At 38.5% G+C, this 23,410-nt stretch carries 22 protein-coding genes; 8 read left to right on the top strand and 14 right to left on the bottom strand.

The window, feature by feature from the left end; genetic code table 11:
• Positions 1-118: 118 nt before the first annotated feature.
• The 5 genes from K3T81_RS04915 to K3T81_RS04935 all read right to left on the bottom strand — a co-directional run bounded on the left by K3T81_RS04915 (position 119) and on the right by K3T81_RS04935 (position 7,321).
• Positions 119-670, bottom strand: coding sequence for a GbsR/MarR family transcriptional regulator (locus K3T81_RS04915; RefSeq protein ID WP_036574079.1), 552 nt, complete (start codon positions 668-670; stop codon positions 119-121).
• Positions 671-723: 53 nt separating this feature from the next.
• Complete coding sequence (locus tag K3T81_RS04920) at positions 724-3,684, bottom strand: ATP-binding protein (RefSeq protein ID WP_238018777.1); 2,961 nt, start codon at positions 3,682-3,684, stop codon at positions 724-726.
• 10 nt (positions 3,685-3,694) lie between these two features.
• Positions 3,695-4,918 (bottom strand): metallophosphoesterase family protein, encoded by a 1,224-nt coding sequence (locus tag K3T81_RS04925; RefSeq protein WP_238018604.1) that lies wholly within the window; start codon positions 4,916-4,918, stop codon positions 3,695-3,697.
• 260 nt (positions 4,919-5,178) lie between these two features.
• The gene (locus K3T81_RS04930) at positions 5,179-6,429 is read right to left on the bottom strand and encodes an ABC transporter permease (RefSeq protein ID WP_106896248.1); all 1,251 of its coding nucleotides are present in this window, start codon (positions 6,427-6,429) and stop codon (positions 5,179-5,181) included.
• The gene (locus K3T81_RS04935) at positions 6,422-7,321 is read right to left on the bottom strand and encodes an ABC transporter ATP-binding protein (protein WP_106896247.1); all 900 of its coding nucleotides are present in this window, start codon (positions 7,319-7,321) and stop codon (positions 6,422-6,424) included. Before K3T81_RS04935 ends, K3T81_RS04930 begins: the two co-directional genes overlap by 8 nt.
• A gap of 363 nt (positions 7,322-7,684) precedes the next feature.
• On the opposite strand from K3T81_RS04935, the gene K3T81_RS04940 reads away from it, so the two are divergent.
• Positions 7,685-7,870 (top strand): YhzD family protein, encoded by a 186-nt coding sequence (locus tag K3T81_RS04940; protein ID WP_106896246.1) that lies wholly within the window; start codon positions 7,685-7,687, stop codon positions 7,868-7,870.
• Positions 7,871-7,918: 48 nt separating this feature from the next.
• Here the strand turns inward: K3T81_RS04940 and K3T81_RS04945 are convergent, their stop codons facing one another.
• Both K3T81_RS04945 and K3T81_RS04950 read right to left on the bottom strand, forming a co-directional pair.
• Complete coding sequence (locus K3T81_RS04945) at positions 7,919-8,731, bottom strand: enoyl-CoA hydratase (RefSeq protein ID WP_238018607.1); 813 nt, start codon at positions 8,729-8,731, stop codon at positions 7,919-7,921.
• A 167-nt stretch (positions 8,732-8,898) separates the two neighbouring features.
• Positions 8,899-9,258, bottom strand: coding sequence for a YlbF/YmcA family competence regulator (locus tag K3T81_RS04950; protein WP_036574100.1), 360 nt, complete (start codon positions 9,256-9,258; stop codon positions 8,899-8,901).
• Positions 9,259-9,415: 157 nt separating this feature from the next.
• Here K3T81_RS04950 and K3T81_RS04955 point away from each other — a divergent pair, with 157 nt between their 5' ends.
• Complete coding sequence (locus K3T81_RS04955; protein ID WP_238018608.1) at positions 9,416-10,315, top strand: PucR family transcriptional regulator; 900 nt, start codon at positions 9,416-9,418, stop codon at positions 10,313-10,315.
• Positions 10,316-10,408: 93 nt separating this feature from the next.
• A complete protein-coding gene (locus K3T81_RS04960; RefSeq protein ID WP_161464654.1) occupies positions 10,409-11,509 on the top strand; it encodes an ABC transporter ATP-binding protein in 1,101 nt (366 codons plus the stop codon).
• 89 nt (positions 11,510-11,598) lie between these two features.
• Here K3T81_RS04960 and K3T81_RS04965 read toward each other — a convergent pair whose 3' ends face one another.
• Both K3T81_RS04965 and fumC read right to left on the bottom strand, forming a co-directional pair.
• Entirely contained in the window at positions 11,599-11,802 is a 204-nt protein-coding gene (locus tag K3T81_RS04965; protein WP_058951323.1) for an alpha/beta-type small acid-soluble spore protein, read from the bottom strand.
• A 154-nt stretch (positions 11,803-11,956) separates the two neighbouring features.
• Positions 11,957-13,342 (bottom strand): class II fumarate hydratase, encoded by a 1,386-nt coding sequence (gene fumC / locus K3T81_RS04970; protein WP_106896243.1) that lies wholly within the window; start codon positions 13,340-13,342, stop codon positions 11,957-11,959.
• Positions 13,343-13,677: 335 nt separating this feature from the next.
• Here fumC and K3T81_RS04975 point away from each other — a divergent pair, with 335 nt between their 5' ends.
• Positions 13,678-14,586, top strand: coding sequence for a zinc dependent phospholipase C family protein (locus K3T81_RS04975; protein ID WP_238018610.1), 909 nt, complete (start codon positions 13,678-13,680; stop codon positions 14,584-14,586).
• Between the two features lie 147 nt (positions 14,587-14,733).
• Here K3T81_RS04975 and K3T81_RS04980 read toward each other — a convergent pair whose 3' ends face one another.
• On the bottom strand, positions 14,734-14,967 hold the full coding sequence (locus tag K3T81_RS04980; protein ID WP_106896241.1) for a hypothetical protein: 234 nt from the start codon (positions 14,965-14,967) through the stop codon (positions 14,734-14,736).
• A 249-nt stretch (positions 14,968-15,216) separates the two neighbouring features.
• Here K3T81_RS04980 and K3T81_RS04985 point away from each other — a divergent pair, with 249 nt between their 5' ends.
• Entirely contained in the window at positions 15,217-16,083 is an 867-nt protein-coding gene (locus tag K3T81_RS04985; protein ID WP_238018612.1) for a cation diffusion facilitator family transporter, read from the top strand.
• 36 nt (positions 16,084-16,119) lie between these two features.
• On the opposite strand, the gene K3T81_RS04990 is transcribed toward K3T81_RS04985, so the two are convergent.
• Positions 16,120-16,413: an AzlD domain-containing protein gene (locus K3T81_RS04990; RefSeq protein ID WP_058951327.1), complete on the bottom strand. Its 294-nt coding sequence runs from the start codon at positions 16,411-16,413 to the stop codon at positions 16,120-16,122.
• Entirely contained in the window at positions 16,410-17,093 is a 684-nt protein-coding gene (locus K3T81_RS04995; RefSeq protein ID WP_238018779.1) for an AzlC family ABC transporter permease, read from the bottom strand. The genes K3T81_RS04990 and K3T81_RS04995 overlap by 4 nt, the downstream gene beginning before the upstream one ends.
• Before the next feature lie 491 nt (positions 17,094-17,584).
• Between K3T81_RS04995 and nhaC the strand changes: the two genes are divergently transcribed.
• Positions 17,585-18,946, top strand: a complete 1,362-nt coding sequence (gene nhaC, locus K3T81_RS05000; protein ID WP_238018614.1) for a Na+/H+ antiporter NhaC — start codon at positions 17,585-17,587, stop codon at positions 18,944-18,946.
• 191 nt (positions 18,947-19,137) lie between these two features.
• Here the strand turns inward: nhaC and K3T81_RS05005 are convergent, their stop codons facing one another.
• Together K3T81_RS05005 and map are read right to left on the bottom strand one after the other, a co-directional pair.
• The gene (locus K3T81_RS05005; RefSeq protein WP_238018616.1) at positions 19,138-19,899 is read right to left on the bottom strand and encodes a cobalamin-binding protein; all 762 of its coding nucleotides are present in this window, start codon (positions 19,897-19,899) and stop codon (positions 19,138-19,140) included.
• A 20-nt stretch (positions 19,900-19,919) separates the two neighbouring features.
• Entirely contained in the window at positions 19,920-20,684 is a 765-nt protein-coding gene (gene map / locus K3T81_RS05010) for a type I methionyl aminopeptidase (protein ID WP_238018619.1), read from the bottom strand.
• A 294-nt stretch (positions 20,685-20,978) separates the two neighbouring features.
• Between map and K3T81_RS05015 the strand changes: the two genes are divergently transcribed.
• Together K3T81_RS05015 and K3T81_RS05020 are read left to right on the top strand one after the other, a co-directional pair.
• Positions 20,979-21,707: an ABC transporter ATP-binding protein gene (locus tag K3T81_RS05015; RefSeq protein ID WP_238018620.1), complete on the top strand. Its 729-nt coding sequence runs from the start codon at positions 20,979-20,981 to the stop codon at positions 21,705-21,707.
• Positions 21,700-23,343 carry a putative ABC transporter permease subunit gene (locus tag K3T81_RS05020; RefSeq protein WP_238018621.1) on the top strand — a complete coding sequence of 548 codons (1,644 nt, stop codon included), beginning with the start codon at positions 21,700-21,702 and terminating at the stop codon, positions 23,341-23,343. The genes K3T81_RS05015 and K3T81_RS05020 overlap by 8 nt, the downstream gene beginning before the upstream one ends.
• Positions 23,344-23,410 lie beyond the last annotated feature (67 nt).

Below are 23,410 nucleotides of genomic sequence, written 5' to 3' on the forward strand. Positions count from 1 at the left end.
CGCTTAGTGAACTAGTTTCTCCCCTCTAAACATCTGCGCATTTTTTATATATCTTACATTAAAAAAGAAGACTGACTTAAAACAGGCCAAAAGCCTTCATTATGTCAATCTCCAGCTGTTACTTATTATTTTTAGGAATATAATCAAATATTTTCCCAGATTCAATGACCTGAATAAACTTCATCAACCATTCATAATAATTCTGCGCATAACGCAATCGTTCAATATCGTCTTGAATCTTCTCTTTCAATTCAGCATCTTCCGTGCTTTGAATGATTTCTTCTAGTTCAGCAATTGCTTCATCTGCCTCTTCTATATTTGTTTCCGTGTGCTGTCTCCAACGGTTCCCGAAAAGGGAAGTGAACGATTTATACCAATCTTCTTCTGATTTATATAAATCCTTTCGAATACCTTTTTTAAACGTGGACTCAACCATTTTCATGTCCGAGAGAGCCCGAACCCCTGTAGACATACTTGTCTTACTCATTTCAAGGGCATCGCGCATGTCATCCAAGGTCATTGGTTGATCAGCAAAGTAAAGCACACCGTATAAGCGGCCTACGGAAGATGTGATGCCATAAAGGTTCATATTTTTGGCAATCACCTGAATAAATTTCTCAATCGTTTCGTCATATTTATCCCAATCAGTTGTTATATTCTTCTCAGGCAATGGATGTCCCTCCACTTGCAATTATTAATCTGCAAATAGTTTATCATTATTTGTCAGTTTATGCGAACAGAATTTTTCAGTTGGATAATATTTTCTAATTCAAAATATTTTATAAAATCTTCATTACACGTAAAAAGTAAAATTTGTTGCTTGTTTGACAGAGCTTTAATAAGCTGAAACATTCGCTCTGTTCTTGTGGAATCAAAGTGCACAAACGCGTCATCTAAAATAAAGGGTAAGCGATGCTTTTCACTCATAATCTCACTAATCGCAAGTCGAAGGGAAATATATAGTTGGTCCTTTGTCCCTTGTGATAGTTCGTTAACTGTAAAACGAACATGGTCAGTTGTCTCAACCTGAAACACTTTCCCCTCCACGGGGGCATAAACGTTTTGATATTTTTCCCCTGTAAGCAATTGAAAATATTCATTCGTTTTTTCCATTACTCTGGCTAAATATTTATCCCTGTATTTTCGTTTTGTCTCTACAAGCATCTCTTTCGCTGTTTTAATGACTGCCCACTTTCGAACAGATTGTTGGAATTCTTCTTTCTCCATAGAAAAAACATGTAGAGCTTCTGAATACTCTCCAGAAGATTCTAATTGTGAGAGTTCTGCCTTTACATCAGCTATCAATTGACGCTGATTTTCTAAATCACTTTCTAGCATGGTAATACGCTGTTTTTCTCTATTAATATGTTCTACCATTTCTGTTTCATCTGAGGTAACAAGACTATTGTGTGTGTTTTCTTCATGTAAGAATGGTTGAAGCAATTGCTCTAGTCTAGATGAAGTCTCTTGCAATTGTTCTTTCTCAGCTAGGAGATTTGCGCGCTTATAAAATGCATTCTCTCCATCCACCTCTGCATACTGCAATAGTTCCATATGAGCTGCCTCATATATAGAAAGCTTTTTCTCTGCACTGTGAAGCTGCTCGGTTGTTTCTTTGTAAAGTTGCTGATAATGCAACTTTTGACTCTCATTCTTTTCGTTACCTTGTATCCACTCCTCGAGTAATGTTAACAGGTCTTCCTGTGTTTTATCTACTGTTCCCTTTATGAATGAACTTAAAAACACTTTTAGCTCTTGAAAGAATCTCTGCTGCTTACTCTCTAGTTGATTTAAGGTTTCTGTAAGACGATTTTCCTCCCGAGATTGTCGAATGAGATGTTTTAGATGATGGTAGACATCAGGCCAATAGATTACATTTATTCCTAACAGAAAAGAATATTGCTGCCTTTCGTTTTCTATTTTTTTATTCAGGAGAGTTTGTCTATTTTTTAGTTGTTCCCCTCTTTCTTGCCATCCGGCAAAGGTATGATCAAGAGACTTTAATTGTGCCTCTAATGTAGCAATTTCTGTAGAAACGTTTTCGTGCTTTAGTAGTTGCTGTTCAGCTTCTCTTTTTTCTACCATTGTTACTGAAGTATTTTCCTTAGCATTTGTAAATGCCTCGACTTCAGTTAGCGCATGCTTCCCTGACCACCACTGTAACACCCCAACAATGATAGAAACACCTGCAAACATGTAGTATGTGTAAGTTTCTACAATTGTGCCAATAACACCTAAGAGTATGGCTAATCCTAAGCTGTAAAAAAACACAGCCTGGTAGGTTTTCTTCTTCTTTTGCTTCCACTTTTCCCATGTATTCTGATCTGACCTTAATTCACTATCAGAGAACGTTCCTGTGTTATTAGAATTTAATTCATGAATTTTACTTTTTAGTTCTTTAACACGTTCCTCTGAAAGGAGGTTCTCTTCAAGACTCTCAGCTTGGGACAAAAGACGTGTTCGATCTTTTTTCAGCTGATGGCTTTCTTCCACATGCTTTGACTGTTCAATAGCTAACGTATCCTGTTCTGTTTTCAATTGACTCCACGTTTTTTCTGTATGAAAAGGAAGGTTTATTTCATGTAGCAGTTCCTTATTCAAATCAATATGTAACTGATCCAATTCTTGTTCCACTTGGTTTTCAATCTGTTCTTTCTGCTTTTGAATATTGATAATCTCTTTTTTTTCTGCAAGGTATTCTTCTGCCTGTTTTCTTAGTTTGTAGGCATATTGAAGCTTCTCCCCATCTACCTCTTTAAAGTTTTCATTCAGTGAAGAAAGCGTCTCACCATACTTTTTTTGATTTTCCTGTAACAAAGCGTGTTCACTTTTTATTGGCAACAGTTTATCCTTCACCTGTTGCATCCGTTCCATTCCATTTTCGGGGAAAGGAACTTTTTCTGGGAACTGTTCTAATTGTTTCAGTACCGACGCATAGTTTTTCAAATCTGGAAGAGCTTGGAGCTTTCGTTCATTTAAGGTTAGCGTAGCTTTATTCTTTTGCAGTCTTTGTTGCGTCTCTTCTATCGTATCGTAAAGTTTTAGGACCTTCTCCTTTTTCTCCCTATAGGTTGCCTCGTGTGCTTTTTCAGATTGCAAATGATTGGAACGGGCTTCAAGTTTGCTTAGCTGCTCGTTAATGAGTGGCTTTTTACCAGAAGGTTTATACAGTCTGTTAATTTGGCTCTCAAGGCTAGTCTCGAGCGAGTGGATAGCAGTAGAGCCCGTCAACCCAATTCCTAATAGAACTTCCCCCAGGTCTTCTTCTTTCATTTTTGGAAGGTTTGCTAGATCGCTTGCTGAGAAGGAAAAAATGGATCGATATGTTTGCTCTGTCATCCCCTTCAGTCTACTTCTTAACCAGGTTTCATCATATTCGGCCCCGTTTTCCGCATAACAAAGTGCTGCCCCATTACGCATTGTATCTAATCTTTCAATCGTGAACCTGCCTGTATCTGGATCGATCACCGTCAGCCTACCTCCCATTTTTCCGCTTGTTCTCGGTTTATAGAAGTTTCGCTGCTTTGGTGGGAGGCCAAAAAGCATAAATAGGATGAATGCTTGTAATGTTGACTTCCCAGATTCATTTTCACCGTATATAACGACAGGACCTAATTTAGGGAATTCAATGGTCTTATCCACCCATGTTCCAAATCCATATATGGTTGCCTTTTCGATATACATTCTTCTCACCTCATTCCTCCATTAGACCTTTTATCAAAATATGTTGAGCTTCATTTTTAATTTTTGCCACTTCTTCCTCTGAAAATGTTTCGACATATTTTCTTGCCTGTTTCTGTTTAAATAAATCCTTGAGTAAAGGCTCGATGGACGCCTCATCTATTTGTCTGACTAACTCGCCTATGAAGTGGTCCCCTTCATATAAGAAAGGGTCAATCGTACTATAGTCAACTTCCGGACGATAACGGAATATGTGACACCAATGCAACTCTGATTGCATGGAAGCATTAGAGATTTCAATCACTTCCTCTAACAAACCTTCTTGATCCCATGCTGCTAATTTCTTTTGGTCTCCGACAATAGAAAGATCAACCATTTGTGGATGGTCCCTTATTATTTGACGGCAGGCTTTCTGGATCTCTTGTTCCAGCTGATGAATTTCGGAACAGGCAATAGCATTAACTGATAGCTTGGTATACTGGATTGCCTGAAGTGGGATAAACTGTGTTTTGCACGAGGATGCTGATAACTCAACAATATAGCAGCCTTTCTCACCTGTTTCCTTACGGTGCCTCCCTTGTATATTACCAGGGTATATAACAGGAGGAGATTCCTTCAATACTTGCCGCTGATGTATGTGCCCCAGTGCCCAGTAATGGAAATCCTTTTCCACCAGTTCACTTAGTTGGAAAGGCGCATACATGTCATGGTCTGTATTCGACTGTATACTGCCATGCAACATCGCGATATGAAAAGGAATTGTAGTGTCCGATATAATGTATTCACTAGCCTTACCTTCTGTAACCGCCCTATTTTCATAACTAAATCCATATATTTTTGCAGCCGACTGACCTTCCTTATAATGAACAAAAGATCTCACCTGTTCATCTGGAAAGATACATACATTATCTGGATAAGTAATCGGATGAATATTTCCTTTTATGTAATCATGATTGCCATAAGATAAATAAACCATAATATTTTGCGAAGCGAGTAACTCGAAAGCCTTCTTTAAGCGAATTTGTGCTTTTAAACTCTGTTTTTCATTATCAAATAAATCTCCGGTAATTAACACAAAATCAACTTGTTTTTCAATAGCTGTTTGCACAAGGTTATCAAGTGCAAGGAATGTGCTTTCTCTAATTGAATCAAGAACTGACTTTGGCGCATGTGCCAAACCGATAAACGGACTGTCTAAGTGCAGATCTGCTGCGTGAAGAAACCTAATGCTTTTCATCTTTTCACCTCTTCTTCTATTTTAGCAAACCCCTAAACAGAATGCACGTTCTATTACCCATGCAAGAGGAGAGTATCCTTTAGAAATAAAGCTCTCGGGCGATAGATGGGCTCTCGCTCTCGGGGGATGTTCTCTCGTTCTCGGGCGGTGATGCTGACAAGATAAAGCTTCACATAAAAAAACGAGCGAATTCGAATTTCACTTTAAAATTCGAACCCACTCTCATATAACTTGAACGTGACTAGGTAGCTCTTACGTTGCTATTCTTTTTTTGATAAGGCCAGTGCCTTTTTAAAGTCTTTTAATGAACTTGATTTTCCATACATCAGAACGCCGCCTTTGTATACACGGGCTCCGATGATTGCTAGTAACGCGATCGTGCCTACAAGAATGCCAATAGATAGTGCGACTTCCCATATTGGAATATCGAGCATTCCCACTCTTAAGAACATGATCATTGGGGAGAAGAATGGGATAAACGACGTAATTTTGATTAATTCTGATTCAGGGGCATTTAGACCAAATATCGCAATAAAGAATGCAATCATGATTAAAAAGATCATTGGCATGATTAATTGGTGTACATCTTCTATTCGGCTAACAAGCGAACCGAGCATTGCTGCTAATGTTGCGTAAAGCAAATAGCCTAGAACAAAAAATACAATTGCATAAATGTACACAGAGATGGACACATCACCTAACCCAAAGACCGAGAAAAATCCGCCAGTCATATTATCCTGGTTAGCTTGGATCATCGCGTACCCGACTCCAAGGAATAGGATGACCTGTGTTAACCCTAGAAGCGCAATACCAATTATTTTGGCAAACATATGCGTTACTGGGGGAGCGCTAGACACAAGAATTTCCATGACGCGTGAAGATTTTTCTGTGGCGACATCTGTAGCGATCATATTTCCATAGGTGATGACAGCCATGTAAAGTAAAAATAACATAACATAAACTATCCCTCTTGCCTGACTCAGCTCTTCATCCGTTTTTGCCGACGTATCAAGCGCCTCGGTATTAAAGGTAACCGGTGCTGAAATTTCTGCGAGTGTCGACTGATCAACACCTTGTTGCTGTGTGGCATAAGCTACTTTTATTTGCTGCATTTGTTGCTGGATAAAGGTTTGATTACCCGAGTCAGAAATATTGTTTGCATAGTAATTCCCTTCAGGTAACCCGTTTTCATTTAAAGATAAAACGAGTAATGCTTGATACTCTTCATCCTGCACTGCATCTTTCGCAGCTTCCTCTGTTCCATCAAATAAAGATACATCTATTTCTTCATTTGCCGCCTGTATTCCCTGTTGCAGTGGTTCATAAAGTTCTCCTGACTCATCAATAACTGCAAACTGGTCATTCTCGCCGTCCGAAAATGCATCAATAATTGTTTGAAAGTTTGTAGCTGCTACAATGAATAAAAGTGTAATCAAGGTACTGATAATAAAAGATTTTGTTTTGATTCGACTCATATAGGTATGGGACATAATAATCCAGAATTTACTCATAAGAAGCACCAACCTTCTCAATAAATATATCATTCAGAGATGGCTCTTCTAATTCAAATTTGCGGATAAAGCCTTTTCCTTGAAGAGCAGAGAAGATTGTTTGAGAAACGTCTTCGTTTTCAATTTGAATTGTACAGCCATCCATGTATTTTTTGTAGCTGACAACACCAGGATGATCTTTTAGAAAAGCAAAATCCTCATCTCCACGGATTATGAGGTTTTTCCTACCAAAGGAGCGCTTAATATCCCTTAGAGAACCTTGAACAACTGGTTTCCCTTTATGTAAAATACATAGATGTTCACATAGTTCTTCCACATGTTCCATTCGATGTGATGAGAACACAATCGAGGTGCCTTTTTCTTTTAAATCAACTACAGCCTCTTTTAACATTTCAACATTGACTGGATCCAGTCCTGAAAAAGGCTCATCTAAGATTAATAATTTGGGCTTATGAATAATAGCAGAAATAAATTGGATTTTCTGTTGGTTTCCTTTGGAAAGCTCCTCTACTTTTTTATTCATGTACTCTGGAACCTTAAAACGTTCCAACCAGCTTTCCAGTTCTTTCACAACACCGCTTTTATTCATACCACGTAATTTCCCCAAATAAATAAGCTGTTCTTTAACTGTTAGCTTTGGATATAGCCCCCTTTCTTCGGGAAGATACCCAATAAGATGGCTTTTACCATAATTAATTCTTTCCCCATTCCAAGAGATTTCACCATCGGTCCGATCAAGCAAACCAAGGATCATTCGGAAGGTTGTTGTCTTACCTGCTCCATTTCCCCCTAAAAATCCAAACATTTCACTTTCCGGAATTTCTAAAGAAAGGTTATCCACAGCTTTATGACTGCCAAACTGTTTTGTTACATTTTTTAATACAAGTGTCACCTTTCATTCCCCCTCTACTAAGTAGTACGTATTTTCCACTGTTTTGTTTCAATGTTTTTTTTGCAATAATCATAATGACAAATACATCGCAACACGATATATCGTACATCGATATAATAGCATATACGGGTTACCTTGGCAACTGCTATTTTCATTTCCCCCTCTTTTAAAGAAACATTGATTTTATATGCTTAGTGAAAGATATGTATAGTCGTGCTAATAACCCTATTCCTATACTCTTTTCTTACGTCGTTCATTTATCGAGTTCAATACCTTTTGTTATCCTATGTGCAAAAAAGGATTTTTAGGGTATATACAGAATATAAGTAAAAGACGTTCAATACATAGGGAGGGACTTAAAAAATGCGTACTTATGCTTTAACTGTATTTGATGATTCCGGTGAGAAACTGTTAGATGAATCCTTTACCGCTCCAACTGACGATGAAGCAAAAACTGTTGGGCAGGCAAGATTAGAGGAAGCCGGCTTCCAGGGACACACCCACCGATGTGTCACACCAGAAGCAAAGCTAATTCTATTTCACCGATAAAGTTTCCACATTATTGTAATAAGACCAACGGTTCCAGACTGTTGGTCTTTATTTTCCTTTAAAAACAGGTTTTCTTTTCTCTAAGAAGGCTCGCACACCTTCTTGATGATCTTGTGTTTGCCTTAGTTCCCACTGTGCTTGTTGTTCATCAGATAAAAAGGAGGCAAGACTTTCTTTTTCACGTGAATGATATAGCTCTTTTGTCTTTAGCATAGCAATAAGCGGTGATTTTAGTAGTTTTTCCGCCAGACCTTTTGCTGTAACGATCGCTTCCTCATCTGACAACATATCAACTAAACCTATCTCCTTTGCTTGCTGTCCGTCAATTTGTTGCATCCCCCAAGTAAATTGTTTCGCTCTTTGAATTCCAATTCGTTGCTGTAAAAAGAAATGACCGCCTCCATCTGGCAGCAACCCTATACCGAGAAAGAGCATGCCTAATTTTGCATCTCGCTCTGCGATGACATAGTCAGCCGTTAGCGCAATACTAAGTCCTAAGCCAGCAGCAGCTCCATGTATAGCAGAAATAACGATCTTAGGCATCGTATATAACTCCATCACTAATTCTTTAATGGTTCCCATGACCCCATCAAAATACACCTTATCTGAAAAATCTTCCATCATACGAATATCTCCACCAGAACAGAAAGCGCTTCCTTTTCCAGATAAAACAACCACCTTCGCTTTACTATTCTTAGTATGCTTAACTGTTTCCACAAGCTCCTCCAACATCTCTTTATTTAAAGCGTTGTATTTTGCTGCACGGTCTAAGGAGATATGAGTAATATCGCCCTTTTCCTCCATTACTACATACTTCATCATTCCATCCCCTTTTAAAAGTCTTTCTATCTCCTTCGCCATGCAGAGGTGAACTTCCTGCCTCCCCCATTAGAAAAACTCACATTTACTATACTTTAGCTTCTATGTGCGTTTTTATTGCTTCGGCCTTAATGTTTTTCATTGCTTACTTGATAAAATTTTTACGTAAAAAAAGCCCACAAAATTGTGGGCTTGATACCAATATAAAATTATTGTTGCGTATCTTCAGGCGCGCCATATAATTCTTCTAATGGCTTCGTAATGATGCGACTTACATCATTAATTACCGTATTTAATCGTTGTTCTTCTTCCATTAATTTAGAGATGTCTTCATGCTGTTGGACAAGCTCAACAACCTGACGAGCTTTCTCAACTTCTTCCTCTGTAATTTCCTGACCTTGCATTTGTTTTTCTTGTAAAGCCATTTGAGTATCACGGAAATTATCGAACATTTGCTTTGCAGTTGCATCATTCATTACTGCATCATATGCAAGTTTTAAGCTCTTAAATTCTTCACTTTCACGTATCGCTTTTTCTAAGTCATACGCACTGTCATAAATGTTAGGCAAATTAAATCCTCCTCCGATTTTCTTACTCTACCTACTATAACAAACGATTAGTTTCATGTATAGCGATAGAAAGATGAGGCAAAAATCCAATAATTTATTTTTTAATCATGTTATCATTGCTATAATTATAACAAGGTCATGAGAAAGAGGTTTTCATATGTTAGAGCAGCTACAAAACATTTTTCCATCCATTATTTTTCACCAAAATTTAAACAAAAAAGAAGCTCATGAAGAAAACTACAGGTGGTTTCGGTTCGAACAAGATCAAGTGATTGGCATACTGAAGGAGGAGCTGTCAGGTAGGGACCTCACTCTTCTGTCGGCATTTCTCACACCATACCAAGCAAGTTTTCCCGCGCTTACAGAGGCCGAAAAAAAATGGAGAAATATAATTGAAACAGATGACGCATCTGGCAATGTCACGGCCTGCCCTTTTCGCTTTGTTTATTTCTCTATTAGAGAAGATCAAATAGATCCTCAATCATTTAAAGAATCGCTCTATGAATTTTTCTCTTCTCCTGTGCCGATACTTTGGGAGAACGAGCAGGAAGGAATTATCATTGAAGAGAAAGCTGTGAATGATGATGAAAGCATTTCATATGAACAGATTATTGATGTCCTCATGAGCGATTTGTATGTCAATATTCACTTTTTTGCTGGACCTTATACACAACAATTAACCAATACGGGAGAACATTATAGCTCGATACTTTCAAGTGCACGTACAGCTTTCACATACTCAGACAAGTCTGTGTTATCCTTCTCTGAATCCATCCCATTTTTATTGGTTGATCAAACAAACGAAAGCTTTCGTAAAGAGCTCTCGAATGCAATTCTACAAGAATTTTCAGATGATGAAGACATTCTCCAAACAATTGAAACCTTTATTCAGTGTAATCTAAATGTCTCTGTTGCTGCTAAAACGCTATATATGCACCGCAACAGCCTGCAGTATCGTTTGGATAAATTCATAGAAAAAACCGGCATTGATATTCGTGATTTTCGAGAAGCAATGGCTGTTTATATTGCATTACTGGCAAACATGCACAAAGGATAATTAGATCTTTGTGCATGTTTGCCATTTTCATTCGGACAGACTTTTTCTATAATAAAGATAATAAAGCGTTTTCAAAAAATGGAGGGGAAGAGAATGGCTGAATTAAAACTAGAACACATTCAAAAGTCATACGATAAAAAAGTGGTAGCAGTAGAGGATTTTAATCTACATATAAAAGACAAGGAATTTATCGTCTTTGTTGGACCATCAGGTTGCGGTAAGTCTACAACCCTTCGTATGATCGCTGGGCTTGAAGAAATAACAGATGGTTCTCTATTTATTAATGAAAAGAAAATGAATGATGTGGCTCCAAAAGACAGGGATATTGCAATGGTATTCCAGAACTATGCACTTTACCCACATATGAACGTATATGACAACATGGCTTTCGGCTTGAAACTTCGTAAATTTAAAAAAGATGAAATTGAAAAGCGTGTTAAAAACGCAGCAAAAATTCTAGGCTTAGAAGCATATCTCGATCGTAAGCCAAAAGCTCTATCAGGTGGTCAGCGCCAACGTGTGGCACTTGGTCGTGCAATTGTGCGTGATGCTAAAGTCTTCCTTATGGATGAGCCTTTATCAAACCTTGATGCTAAATTACGTGTACAAATGCGTGCTGAAATTCAAAAATTGCATCAGCGTCTGCAAACAACTACAATATATGTAACGCATGACCAAACAGAAGCAATGACGATGGCGACAAGACTTGTTGTAATGAAAGATGGTATTATCCAGCAAGTCGGGGCTCCAAAAGATGTTTATGACAATCCGGAAAATGTTTTCGTTGGTGGCTTTATTGGCTCACCTTCTATGAACTTCTTCTCAGGTAAACTAACTGAAACTGAGTTTCAAATGGGTGATGTAAAAATAAAAATACCTGAAGGAAAGTTGAAAGGTTTACGTGACCAAAAATACATTGGCAAGGATATTATCCTTGGTGTGCGTCCTGAAGATATTCATGATGAACCTATTTTCATCTCATCAACTCCCGGAAGCAAAATTAACGCGACTATCGATGTAGCCGAACTTATGGGTGCAGAATCCTACTTATACTCTAAAGTAGCTGATCAGGATTTCGTTGCCCGAGTTGACTCCCGTACAGACATACAAGGCGGTCAAGAGATGGAATTGGCATTTGATATGAACAGTGCTCATTTCTTTGATGCCGATAGTGAAGCAAGAATTAAATTATAATACGTAGGACAGGGTGCAGCAGGTCTGCTCCCTGTTTTTAGTACAAATTAAAGAGGGAAAAGCAGCGCTTTTCCCTCATACCATTCATATTAAAATTGTTGTCCATTCATTTGTTGTTGAGCAGTTTGTACAAGACGCTTGGTGATTTCTCCACCAACTGAACCGTTAGCACGTGAAGTTGTATCTGCACCTAAGTTAACGCCAAATTCTTGAGCAATCTCAGTTTTCATTTGATCTAGTGCTTGTTGTACACCAGGTACAAGCAATTGGTTTGAATTGTTGTTGTTAGCCATTGTTTATCACCTCCTGTAATTATAGTGTGAGCAGATTTGCCTAACTTATTACTTCTTTTAATTGGTAAATTGTAGTGTAGTTTCCACTTACGTTATGAATGCTATTTAAAAAACCCTAATGCCTCGGCATTAGGGTTTATCGTCTCTATTTAGCTTATCTTGGTCCAGTCATATCGGCTGGGTTTACATACTTATCAAATTCTTCTTCAGTCAGCAATCCGGAAGCAACTGCCGTTTCTTTTAACGTGGCATTATCTGCAAAAGCTTTTTTAGCAATTTTAGCAGCATTTTCATACCCAATATGCGGATTTAGTGCCGTAACTAGCATTAGTGAATCATTTAGATATTTTGCTATTTCCTCTTCATTTGCTTCAATTCCACTAGCACATCTCTCATCAAAAGAAAGAATACTGTCTGCTAAAAGCTGGCAGGATTGTAGAAAGTTATAGGCAATAACTGGCTTAAATACATTTAACTCAAAATTCCCCTGACTTGCTGCAAATCCTATTGTAGCATCATTCCCCATTACTTGTGCAGCAACCATTGTTACAGCTTCGCTTTGTGTAGGATTTACTTTACCAGGCATAATGGAGCTTCCTGGTTCGTTTGCAGGAATTGTAATCTCACCAATTCCACAGCGCGGTCCACTTGCAAGCCAGCGTACATCATTAGCGATTTTCATGATATCAGCCGCAAGTGCTTTTAGGGCACCGTGTGCATATACGGTTTCATCATGACTTGTAAGCGCATGAAACTTATTTGGCGCTGAAATAAAATCTTTCCCGGTGAATTGATTAATTTTTTCACAAACACGCTGAGAAAATTCAGGATGGGCATTCAGTCCCGTCCCGACAGCAGTTCCACCTATTGCAAGTTCCTTTAAATAGGTTGTACTTTCTTCAATCATTCGTTCCGATTTCTCAAGCATACGATGCCATCCACTAATTTCCTGACCAAGTGTTAATGGTGTTGCATCCTGAAGATGTGTGCGGCCAATTTTAACGATATCATGGAATCGTTCCATTTTTTCCTTCAGTGTCGATTTAAGCTGTTTTACAGCTGGTAACACAGTATCCTCCATTTTTAGGACAGATGCAATATGCATGGCTGTAGGATATGTATCATTCGAGCTTTGTGATTTATTTACATCATCGTTAGGATGCAAGACAAGGTCACTATTTTTTTCTTTTAACCATTTGTTCCCCACGAAGGCAATAACTTCATTGACGTTCATATTTGATTGCGTTCCACTTCCTGTCTGCCAAACTACAAGTGGAAAATGATCATTAAGATTGCCGTCTACTACTTCTTGTGCTGCATAAGCAATTGCCTCAGCTTTTTCCTTTTCCATTAAACCAAGGTCATGGTTGGCCTTAGCTGCACTCATTTTTAATATAGCAAACGCTTTAACGATTTCAGTTGGCATTTTCTCATTTCCAATAGGAAAGTTTTGCTTGCTTCGTTGTGTTTGAGCACCCCAGAACTTATCAGCTGGTACATTTATTTCGCCAATAGTATCTTTTTCTATACGATAATCCATGTTTATTCTTCCTCCCCTATGTATGCATCAATCAATTCATCTTTCCTCCATTGTACCAAATTTTCAGAAGAAAAAAAGCGTTAACAAATAGGTGAGACGCGAAAATATACTAAAACAGGTTCCCTTTTTCGTTCGTTTTCTTTTATACTGATTATAAAGACAATGATAAAACAAGCTAATTTATCCCGGTGAAACAGTGATATTTAAGTGGGAGTAAACGGAAGCTAACATCCCGATTCGTTCAACTAACAATCAGTGGGAAATGAAAACCCACTGATTGAAGTTTCACTTTATTGGAAGTATCTAAACTAAATCGGTAAAAAGGGAGTTTTTGTATGCCAAACAGTTGGACACATATTCTATTTTGCGAACAAGTTGTAGATGCCATCAAGGAGCCTCAAACTTTTCTAACACATAAGGAATATATGAAGTTGGGTGCACAGGGCCCTGATCCTTTTTTCTATTATAACTTCTGGCCATGGGTCAAAGAGGAGCCTGTCCATGAAGTAGGTATGGCATTACACACGAAAAATTGTGGGGCTTTTCTAATGGATCTTATTTCAGAAGCTAAACGAGGCAGCGAAGAGATGCGTGCCTATGTATTTGGCTTTGTAACACATCATATTCTTGATCGAAATACCCACCCGTATATCCATTACCGAGCAGGTTATGAAGGGAGCAAACATCAAAAGCTGGAGATACGAATCGATACTGCAATGATGGAAAAGTATCTTAATCAAAAGACATGGAAAATGCCTGTCTATAAAGAGATCAATGTTGGGAATTTTAAAAAGGAAATTAGCGAACTTCTAGACACTTTAATAAAAAAGCATTACCCAAAGGTTTCTGATCAGAAACCAGGATATATTGAAGCTTCCTATAAGGATATGCGCTTTGCTCTAAAATTGCTCTCTGATCCTTATGGATGGAAAAATAAATTATTTCATTCTCTAATATCTTCCTATTCACATCGGCCAATACGGGATAACATTGACTATTTAAACCTTCAAAATGCAACATGGTATCATCCTGCTACAAAAGAAGCAAGCAACAAAAGTTTTGTTACATTGTATAACGAAGGCTTAGAAGAAGGAATAGAAATTCTCTCAGAGGTGCTGCATTATTGGCAGCAAGAAGAACGTACTGCGATGGAATTATCGAAGAGGATTGCTAATATTTCCTATGACACAGGATTACCATTGGAACGACAGCTAGAAAATCAATACAGTGACCCAATTGTCTAATGTCATATTTTATTGTTACTAGCTACCCCATGTTTACCAAAAAACATAACTAGCCGAACGAATCCCCTTAACTTGGTAGGTTCGTCCGGCTAGTTTATTTAATAGTAGCGTCTCCCACGTTCAATCATTGAGAAATAATTAAAACCTCTATTCCCAAATAAATTGTTTAAACGCTTCACTGCTCTCCATAAACTTCTCTTTATTATCATCTGCTATTGCTTGGTTAATCGATGTTTCTATTATTTGTTTGTTATATTGAAAACAAATTTCATCAAGGATCATTCGGGATGTTAGCCTAAATTCAAATGGTATCTCTTTTCTCGCTGAAGATACTTTTCCTTCATATCGTTTATATTTATAGATTAGCTTTTCCTTTTTCATGGAATAGCCCCCTTGTTCCTTTTTTCTATTATCCTAAATTTTTAGAATAATTTCAACTATTATTTGAAAAAAACATAAATTTTCTGGTTTAGGTAACAGTAGTTAGAGGATCTTTATTTTTTGCTTTGGCAAACTTACTTCCCTGCTTGCAATACATATACCCCCATGCTTCAATGTTTCTCTAGACCCACCATAACGCGGTTTGTTAAACTATTTACTAGCGAAAGAACCATTAACGGAGGATTTTTCATGAACCATTCAGATAACTTAAAGCGCGGAGAAAAAGGGGCCTGGCTTAGTATTTTTGCCTACATTTTTCTAGCAGCACTTAAGCTCATAATTGGCTATGCAGGGGACTCAGATGCACTTCGTGCGGACGGGCTTAACAATTCAACAGATGTTGTTGCATCAGTTGCTGTATTAATCGGATTAAAGATATCTCGTAAACCACCTGATGAGAATCATCACTATGGCCACTTCCGCGCAGAAACGATTGCATCACTTTTTGCCGCGTTCGTCATGATGTTCGTAGGGATACAGGTCATTTTCAGTACCATTAAGAATGTATTGGAAGGTAATTCCCTAAAGCCAGATATAATTACAGCATGGACAGCCCTAGGTGCAGCATTCATTATGTTGCTTGTCTATCTTTACAATGTAAAACTGGCAAAAAAAATAAATAGCAGTTCACTCTATGCTGCGGCTCAAGACAACCGTTCAGATGCCTTAGTCAGTATCGGCGCTTTCGTAGGGATAATTGGAGCCCAATTTGGTCTATTTTGGCTTGACCCGCTTGCAGGATTACTGGTTGGATTGATAATTTGCAAAACGGCCTGGGATATCTTTAAAGATGCAACACACTCCCTAACAGATGGATTTGATACGGAACAAATAAAAAAAATCCGGTCCAGTGTAGAAATGGAGCCGGATGTTAAATCAGTTAAACATGTTAAAGGTAGGGTACTAGGAAATCAGCCATTCATCGATATAACGATTCTTGTTGATTCCCATTTAAATGTAAAAGAAAGCCATGACATCACAGTAAGAATTGAACAGCATCTCTATAATGAGCATAATATTAGGCATGCGCATATTCACATTGAGCCATTTCAATAAGTTTAATAAGATATTTACGCATGATTTAAAAGAAAATTAAAAAGTAAGCAAAAAGACTGTTGCTATCGCGCCAAAAACAACTAAAATGACATTTAATCCAATATAGGCTAAGCCAATTGCCACCAGTCCCCCGATCAGTCCAATATGTGGCTGATCGGGTTTTATTGTCATTATACCTGGAAATATTAATGCCCCGAGGGCAGCATATGGAATAGCGTTGAGCCAGCGATTTACCCAATCCCGAAACTGAAGCTTATCTACGATAAATGCAGGAATCATCCGGGGAATCATGGTTACAATTGCCATACCAAGTAAAATAAAAAGTATCATCGTTCTTCCTCCTTCATTAGAAAGATTCCACTCATTCCGCCAATAATTGTACCTAACACGATTGCCCAGCCTGAGCTCATGCCAAGTTCAACACAAAGGCCATTTATTAACATGGCTAAGATTGCGATGATTGCCACCTTCCATTCCTTTTTAACCGAAGGAACCAACAGGCCAATAAACATTGCATATAGGGCGATCCCCATGCTCTGGCTCAACTGATCTGGGATAACTTCCCCAAGTACCCCACCAAGGAAGGAACCGGCAATCCATGAAAAGTAAGCTGTTAAAATAAGTGCTAAATAAAACCAAGACCCCTTTTCCTCTTTAGCTTCGTCAGGATGGAGTGCAGATACAGCAAATGTTTCATCTGTCAGCCCTAGAGATAAAGGTAGTTTCCATCGCAGACCGATACCCCGCATTCGATTCATAAACGATAGACTCATGACAAAATGGCGAAAGTTTAAGACAAATGTAGCAATCATAATTTCTAAGGCTCCCGCTCCAACTGCAATCATATTCACTCCCATAAATTGACTTGCTCCAGCGAAAACCATCACACTCATTAGTGTTAGTTCTGTTAAGCTCATTCCTGCTTGTTTTGCAAGTACGCCATATGTAATAGCAATTGGTAAATATCCAAGCATGATCGGAAACCCCGCAGCTATCCCCTTATGTATCATTTGTTTTTTCGTATTCGTTGTTACACTGTCTACTGCATCTGTTGCCACATCTCCTGCCTCCTTTATGAATCATAATTCTAATTATTATATCGGATAATTTTCTTTTGAGAAAGGATTTCATTTTTTATTGACAAAAGATATTTACAGCATGTATAGTCATTGTAATCTACAAATGAAAAAAGAATAATTTATCCGGAATGCGAAGTAAATCTTTTTTAGGCAGCAAAAAGAGACGGGACGCTTGGTGTAAGTCCTGGCAGAAAAAGATTGAATTACACATTCATATAGAGCGGATAGTCAAGTTGAGAGGCTAGCACTTGTGTTGGCAATCAGGGTGGTAACGCGGAGTAAAGCTTCGTCCCTATTACAGGGGCGAGGCTTTTTTGTTCGTTTGGAATATTTTAGCTAGGAAGTAACGACGTACTGTTATTTACAAGGGAATGTACGACTGTCGTCTTCGTAACCATTACAAAAACAAAGGAGGATATACCATGTTTCCAATAAAACCAAAACATCAACCAGCTTTAATAGAATCTATACTTTTTTTCCTTGTTCTTATTTCACTTATTAGCTTCTTTATTATTAAATTGGAAAGCCCGCCTCATATTCCTATTCTACTTGGGATATTCTTACTTATCACATACGGTTTAATTAAGAGAATTAGCTTTGCTGATATTCAGGAGGGAATGGTGGAAGGATCCCGTACTGGTATGGGTGCAGTCTTCTTATTCTTGCTAATTGGTGTACTAATAAGCAGTTGGATTATAAGCGGTACAATACCTGTACTTATTAATACCGGGTTTCAATTTATAGGTGGAACTTGGTTCTACGCCATAGTATTTGCTGTTACTGCCATAGTTGGGGTGTCTCTAGGAAGCTCTTTAACAACAACTGCTACCATTGGGGTTGCCTTTATCGGGATGGCTAGCGCAATGGATACTTCTTTGGCCATTACAGCAGGAGCTATTGTTTCCGGAGCATTCTTCGGTGATAAAATGTCGCCTCTATCTGATACAACGAATCTCGCCTCTACAATTGTAGGCGTAGATTTATTTGAACACATTAAACATATTAGTTTAACGACAATCCCTGCGTTTATTATTGCATTTATTTTATTTGCCATTCTTTCACCAAATGAAGCTATCTCCTTACAAAGTGCTACAGATTATCAAAATGCACTACAAGGAACTGGCTTAATTCATTGGTTATCATGGCTACCACTTGTTGTCATTGTACTTTGTACTATTTTCAAAATACCTGCATTTCTCTCCTTAGGGATTAGTAGCATAACCGCTACCCTTATCGCAGGATTTGTCCATCATATTCCATGGGGATCTATCTGGGGGATTTGGTTCGGTGGCTATACTGCTTCCACCAATTTTGAACCTGTAAATGAACTATTGACAAAGGGTGGTATTAACAGCATGTTATTCACCATTTCTCTTGTTATTTTAGCTCTTGGCTTTGGTGGTTTATTGTTTGTAACAGGTATTATACCAAGCATACTATTAGCGCTGCAGGAAAGGCTCCAACGGGTAAGGTCGATTATTATTTCGACTGCTGCTACCGCAATTGGTGTTAATGTATTTGTCGGGGAGCAATATTTATCCGTTATGTTGACTGGGGAAACGTATAAAAGCCTTTATGAAAAGGTAGGATTGCCAAGGAAAGCATTGTCTCGAACTCTAGAGGATGCAGGAACTGTAATCAACCCATTAGTACCATGGAGTGTTTGTGGGGTCTTTATCGCAGATGTACTTGGCGTTCCAGTATTAAGTTACTTACCATTCGCCTTTTTCTGCTTAGCAAGCCCCATCATTACCATGATTTTCGGAGGTAAAAGAGTGAAGTAAAAACAAGGGCAAAAACGGGAATATAACCTCGTTTTTGCCCTTGTTTGATTTATCCCGGTGAAACCGTCCGTAAGACTCCCACTTCAAAACATGAAGTGAAACATGGGAGTAAACGGACGCTAACACCCCGATTCGTTCAACTAACAATCAGTGGGGGAAGAGCGAACCCCCCCACTGATTGAAGTTTCACTTTATAGAACTTCAACTAGTTTTCTCAAGCCTTCTAGTAAACGGGGTGATGGTCTACAATAGAGCGATTCTTCCAAAACGTGGATGTTTCTATTTTGTACTGCGCTCATCATGTCCCACCCAGGTCTTTGCATAACTAGTTCTGGTCTCATTTTTTCTTCTTTAATTCCTACCCATACCATACAAATGTGATCTGGATTTCTTGTCTTTACGTCCTCCCACTCCGTCTGGAAGCTTGCCACTTGTTCTGTAGCATAAATGTTCTGGGCACCTGCTAATTCACTAATCTCTGTTAGCCAATTAACAGCACCAGGTGTAAACACAGGCTTTGGCCACCATTCCCAATAAAGTTTGGGGCGGTCAGCATCTGCTTCTCCTTTATGCCGTAGCTGGTCTATTTCATCGAGAAAAGCTGCTTTCTTCTCCATTCCAAGCTGAGACTCGCCAATTGCATGACCTACAGTTTCAATATCTTCTGCAATATCATGTAATGAATTTGGATTAAGGATAAGATATGGTAACTGGTATTCCTCCAGCCCCTCCACATTCTTTTCCATTCCAGGAACACTTAAAGAAGCAAGCACAAGATCTGGCTCTAGTGCAGCAACTTTATCCATGTTAATTGATAAATCAGGCCCGACCTTAGGCAATTCGCTTACTGCGTGTGGCCAGTCAGAAAAATCATCAACTCCAACAAGTAAATCCGTTCTACCTAGATAATCAAGTATTTCTGTATTACTCGGACAAATGGACACAATACGCATTGTTATCCCACCAATCGTTATTATACGTTTCTTTCTTCCCCCTGATCTGTCAGTAGCACAGGTCCATCTTTGGTAATAACGATCGTATGTTCATATTGAGCTGAACGGCCCTGATCAACTGTTCGTGCTGTCCAGTTATTAGAATCCATTTGGCTGTGCCAGCTTCCTTCATTAATCATTGGTTCAATGGTGATAACCATGCCCTCTTTCAAACGTAACCCTTTATTCGGAAGGCCGAAGTGTGGGATATGTGGTTCTTCATGTAAGGTCGGTCCAATTCCATGTCCAGTGAAATCTCGAACAACGGAGAAACCTTCTGCTTCAGCATATGTTTGAATTGCATGGCCGATATCCCCAATGCGACTTCCCAACTGCGCCTGTTCGATTCCTTTATATAATGAAGTTTTTGTTACATCCATAAGTTGCTTGCCTTTTTCATCTACTTCCCCAACGGCGTACGTCCATGCTGAATCAGCCAAACCACCATCAAGGTTTACTACCATATCAATGGTGACAATATCACCGTCTTTAAGTTTTTCATCACGAGGAAAACCATGACAAATCTCATCATTAATTGATGCACAAGTAGCATAGGCATAGCCGTTGTACCCTTTTTGTTCAGGGACTGCGCCATGATCACGCATGAACTTCTCAGCAAACGTGTCAATTTCCATTGTACTGATTCCAGGCTTTATCATTTTCGCTATCTCTTTATGGCATTGCACTAAGATATCTCCAGCTGCTCGCATTTTCTCAATTTCACGCGCACTTTTTCTTGTAATCAACTCGCATCTTCCTCTCTTCTTTCCACAAACTTCTTTATTAAATATGTTAAACTATCCATAAAGTGAAACTTCAATTAGTGGGGGTTTTCATTCTTCCCCCACTGATTGTTAGTTGAACGAATCGGGGTGTTAGCGTCCGTTTACTCCTACTTAAACATCTCCGTTTTACTTTAAGTTTTGAAGTGGGAGTCTTGCGGACGGTTGCACCGGGATAAATGTTTTTTTATTAGCTACCATCATAAAGTGTACCATACAATATGATATTCATAAAAGCAATAGAAATGAGGGGAAAGTATGATCGAAATAAAGGAAGTAAGTAAGCATTTTTCTGGTCAGAGAAAAGTCATTAACCAATTAAACCTTTCCATACCAGATGGGAAAATAGTTGGCTTTCTCGGTCCGAATGGTGCTGGTAAATCCACCACTATCAAAATGATGACTGGAGTACTCCCTATCGATGAAGGAACCATCTCATTAGACGGGTTTGATATCGAAAAAAAACCACTGGAGGCCAAGAGTATTTTTGGCTATGTTCCTGACAGGCCAGATCTGTTCCTCAGGTTAAAAGGGTTAGAGTATTTAAATTTTATTGCTGATATTTATCAAGTCCCTAAAGTAGTAAGACAGGAACGCATAGAACGAATCACAAAGCAATTCTCTATTTATAATTCTTTGGATGATTACATTCAGTCCTATTCACACGGCATGCGGCAAAAAATCATCGTGACAGGCGTTCTGCTTCACGATCCTTCTATTTGGATATTGGATGAGCCATTAACCGGACTTGATCCTAAATCTGCCTACATATTAAAAGAAATGATGCGGGAACATGCAAACAAGGGGAAAACGGTCTTTTTCTCAAGTCATGGGTTGGAAGTCGTCGAACAACTATGTGATGAGGTCGCGATCATTAACGATGGGGAACTATTATTTTATGGCACTTTACAAGACATGAAAGAAACGTATGAATCTGATGATCAAAGCTTAGAACAGGTTTTTCTGGAGCTGACTAGCAATGAGTAAAACATGGAAGCTAATTAGAATTATGTTGAAAATGCAGTATTCCAGAGTAGGCAAAAAGAATTCCCAAACGATATTATGGATCGTTGCCTTATTGTTTCTTCTCCCGATGGCATTCGTTTATATTTCTATTGTTAGAAGTGCACTTACCGCTTTCTATAATGTGCTTGAACCATTAGGACAAGAGTCTCTTATTGTGGGTGTCTTGCTTCTTTCAGTACACATTGTGCTTTTACTTGTAAGCTTTATTACGATACTGAATGCTTTCTATTTTGCAGAAGATATTGATTCCTTTATCCCTTTTCCGGTGCAACCTTATCAGCTATTGCTGGCAAAGTCAGCTGGACCAATGATTTATTTATATGGAACTGCCGCCCTATTCTTTCTACCTGTATTCTTTATCTATGGTGCCGTAAGTGCTGCAACTATCCTATATTATATTGCGGGAATTATCACCTTTGTTTTGTTGCCAATCATCCCGTTTACTTTGGCCGGTATAATTCTCATGTTTATCATGCGTTTTGTTAATATCGCAAAAAACAAAGATCGTTCCAAAGTAATTGCTGGGATATCTTCATTGGTATTTATCGTTTTAATTAATGTTTTGATTCGTTTAAATACGGATGTAGATGCCATCATGCAAAACGCGGCAATGTTTATCCAGGAACAAGACGGGCTATTACGCTGGATTACTGCTTTCTACCCACCAGCTTATTTTGGAACCATGATGATGACTGCTTCCAGTTTATGGAGTGGCTTTTTATCCTTAATTGCAGGAGTGGTTCTTCATGCTTGTGCGTTGCTTATTTTTATCTGGGTCGGACAGCTGCTTTATATTAAGGGAGTACTTGGAATGGGTACTGCTAATAAATCAACTTTTTCGGGTGCAAAACTTTCTAGAAAGACATCCGTAACTCCTATCTGGCTCTCTTACATCAAAAAAGAGATGCGAATTATATTTCGGACACCTACTTTTCTAACACAATGTGTGATAACGAGCTTATTTGCTCCAATATTTCTTATTATTATATTATTTATGGATTCATCTAGTGGAAATATAGGTGGCTTCTTGGATGGGTTATCAGGAAAGCATGGCCTCCTCATTCTATTTTTAGGTTCTTTACTCATTGTCGGCTCAAACGCTACATCTATTTCCGGCATATCAAGGGAAGGGAAGTCATGGCATGCAAACTTATTCCTGCCACTTAATCCGAAACAGATCTTGCTAAGTAAAATCGCCACAGCCTGGTTTATTAATTTAATCGTTATCGGATTAGCCGTTATCCTGTTCATTTTTATTATAAAAATAGAGTGGACGCTTTTTCTCATTTGGCTGCCACTCGTATTGTTGGCTAGCTGGTTTAGTAGCGCGCTCGGAACGTTTCTTGACTTCTTACAGCCTAAACTAAATTGGACAGATGAGCAGGAAGTGTTTAAGTCACGGATGATTGGATTAATTGGAATTGTGGTGCAGCTAGGCATATTTGGTATTTTGGTACTGTTAATATGGAATTTAGATTTTGTAAACGGCATATATATGACAGCAGCTATCCTATTTGTACTAGTTGTTATCGCGATCGTCGTGATCCATAGCCTCATCCATCATAAAATTAAGCAGGGACAGCATCAAACCATATAAAGTGAAACTTCAATCAGTGGGGGTTTTCATTCTTCTCCCACTGATTGTTAGTTGAACGAATCGGGGT

Source organism: Oceanobacillus jordanicus (genome assembly GCF_022095695.1).
GTDB lineage: Bacteria > Bacillota > Bacilli > Bacillales > Amphibacillaceae > Oceanobacillus_B > Oceanobacillus_B jordanicus.

Coding starts and splice junctions, on each gene's coding strand:
- K3T81_RS04920 (WP_238018777.1), bottom strand. CDS start 3,684: ATGTATATCGAAAAGGCAACCATATATGGATTTGGAACATGGGTGGAT.
- K3T81_RS04925 (WP_238018604.1), bottom strand. CDS start 4,918: ATGAAAAGCATTAGGTTTCTTCACGCAGCAGATCTGCACTTAGACAGT.
- K3T81_RS04930 (WP_106896248.1), bottom strand. CDS start 6,429: ATGAGTAAATTCTGGATTATTATGTCCCATACCTATATGAGTCGAATC.
- K3T81_RS04940 (WP_106896246.1), top strand. CDS start 7,685: ATGCGTACTTATGCTTTAACTGTATTTGATGATTCCGGTGAGAAACTG.
- K3T81_RS04945 (WP_238018607.1), bottom strand. CDS start 8,731: ATGGCGAAGGAGATAGAAAGACTTTTAAAAGGGGATGGAATGATGAAG.
- K3T81_RS04955 (WP_238018608.1), top strand. CDS start 9,416: ATGTTAGAGCAGCTACAAAACATTTTTCCATCCATTATTTTTCACCAA.
- K3T81_RS04960 (WP_161464654.1), top strand. CDS start 10,409: ATGGCTGAATTAAAACTAGAACACATTCAAAAGTCATACGATAAAAAA.
- K3T81_RS04965 (WP_058951323.1), bottom strand. CDS start 11,802: ATGGCTAACAACAACAATTCAAACCAATTGCTTGTACCTGGTGTACAA.
- fumC (WP_106896243.1), bottom strand. CDS start 13,342: ATGGATTATCGTATAGAAAAAGATACTATTGGCGAAATAAATGTACCA.
- K3T81_RS04975 (WP_238018610.1), top strand. CDS start 13,678: ATGCCAAACAGTTGGACACATATTCTATTTTGCGAACAAGTTGTAGAT.
- K3T81_RS04980 (WP_106896241.1), bottom strand. CDS start 14,967: ATGAAAAAGGAAAAGCTAATCTATAAATATAAACGATATGAAGGAAAA.
- K3T81_RS04985 (WP_238018612.1), top strand. CDS start 15,217: ATGAACCATTCAGATAACTTAAAGCGCGGAGAAAAAGGGGCCTGGCTT.
- K3T81_RS04990 (WP_058951327.1), bottom strand. CDS start 16,413: ATGATACTTTTTATTTTACTTGGTATGGCAATTGTAACCATGATTCCC.
- K3T81_RS04995 (WP_238018779.1), bottom strand. CDS start 17,093: ATGATACATAAGGGGATAGCTGCGGGGTTTCCGATCATGCTTGGATAT.
- nhaC (WP_238018614.1), top strand. CDS start 17,585: ATGTTTCCAATAAAACCAAAACATCAACCAGCTTTAATAGAATCTATA.
- K3T81_RS05005 (WP_238018616.1), bottom strand. CDS start 19,899: ATGCGTATTGTGTCCATTTGTCCGAGTAATACAGAAATACTTGATTAT.
- K3T81_RS05015 (WP_238018620.1), top strand. CDS start 20,979: ATGATCGAAATAAAGGAAGTAAGTAAGCATTTTTCTGGTCAGAGAAAA.
- K3T81_RS05020 (WP_238018621.1), top strand. CDS start 21,700: ATGAGTAAAACATGGAAGCTAATTAGAATTATGTTGAAAATGCAGTAT.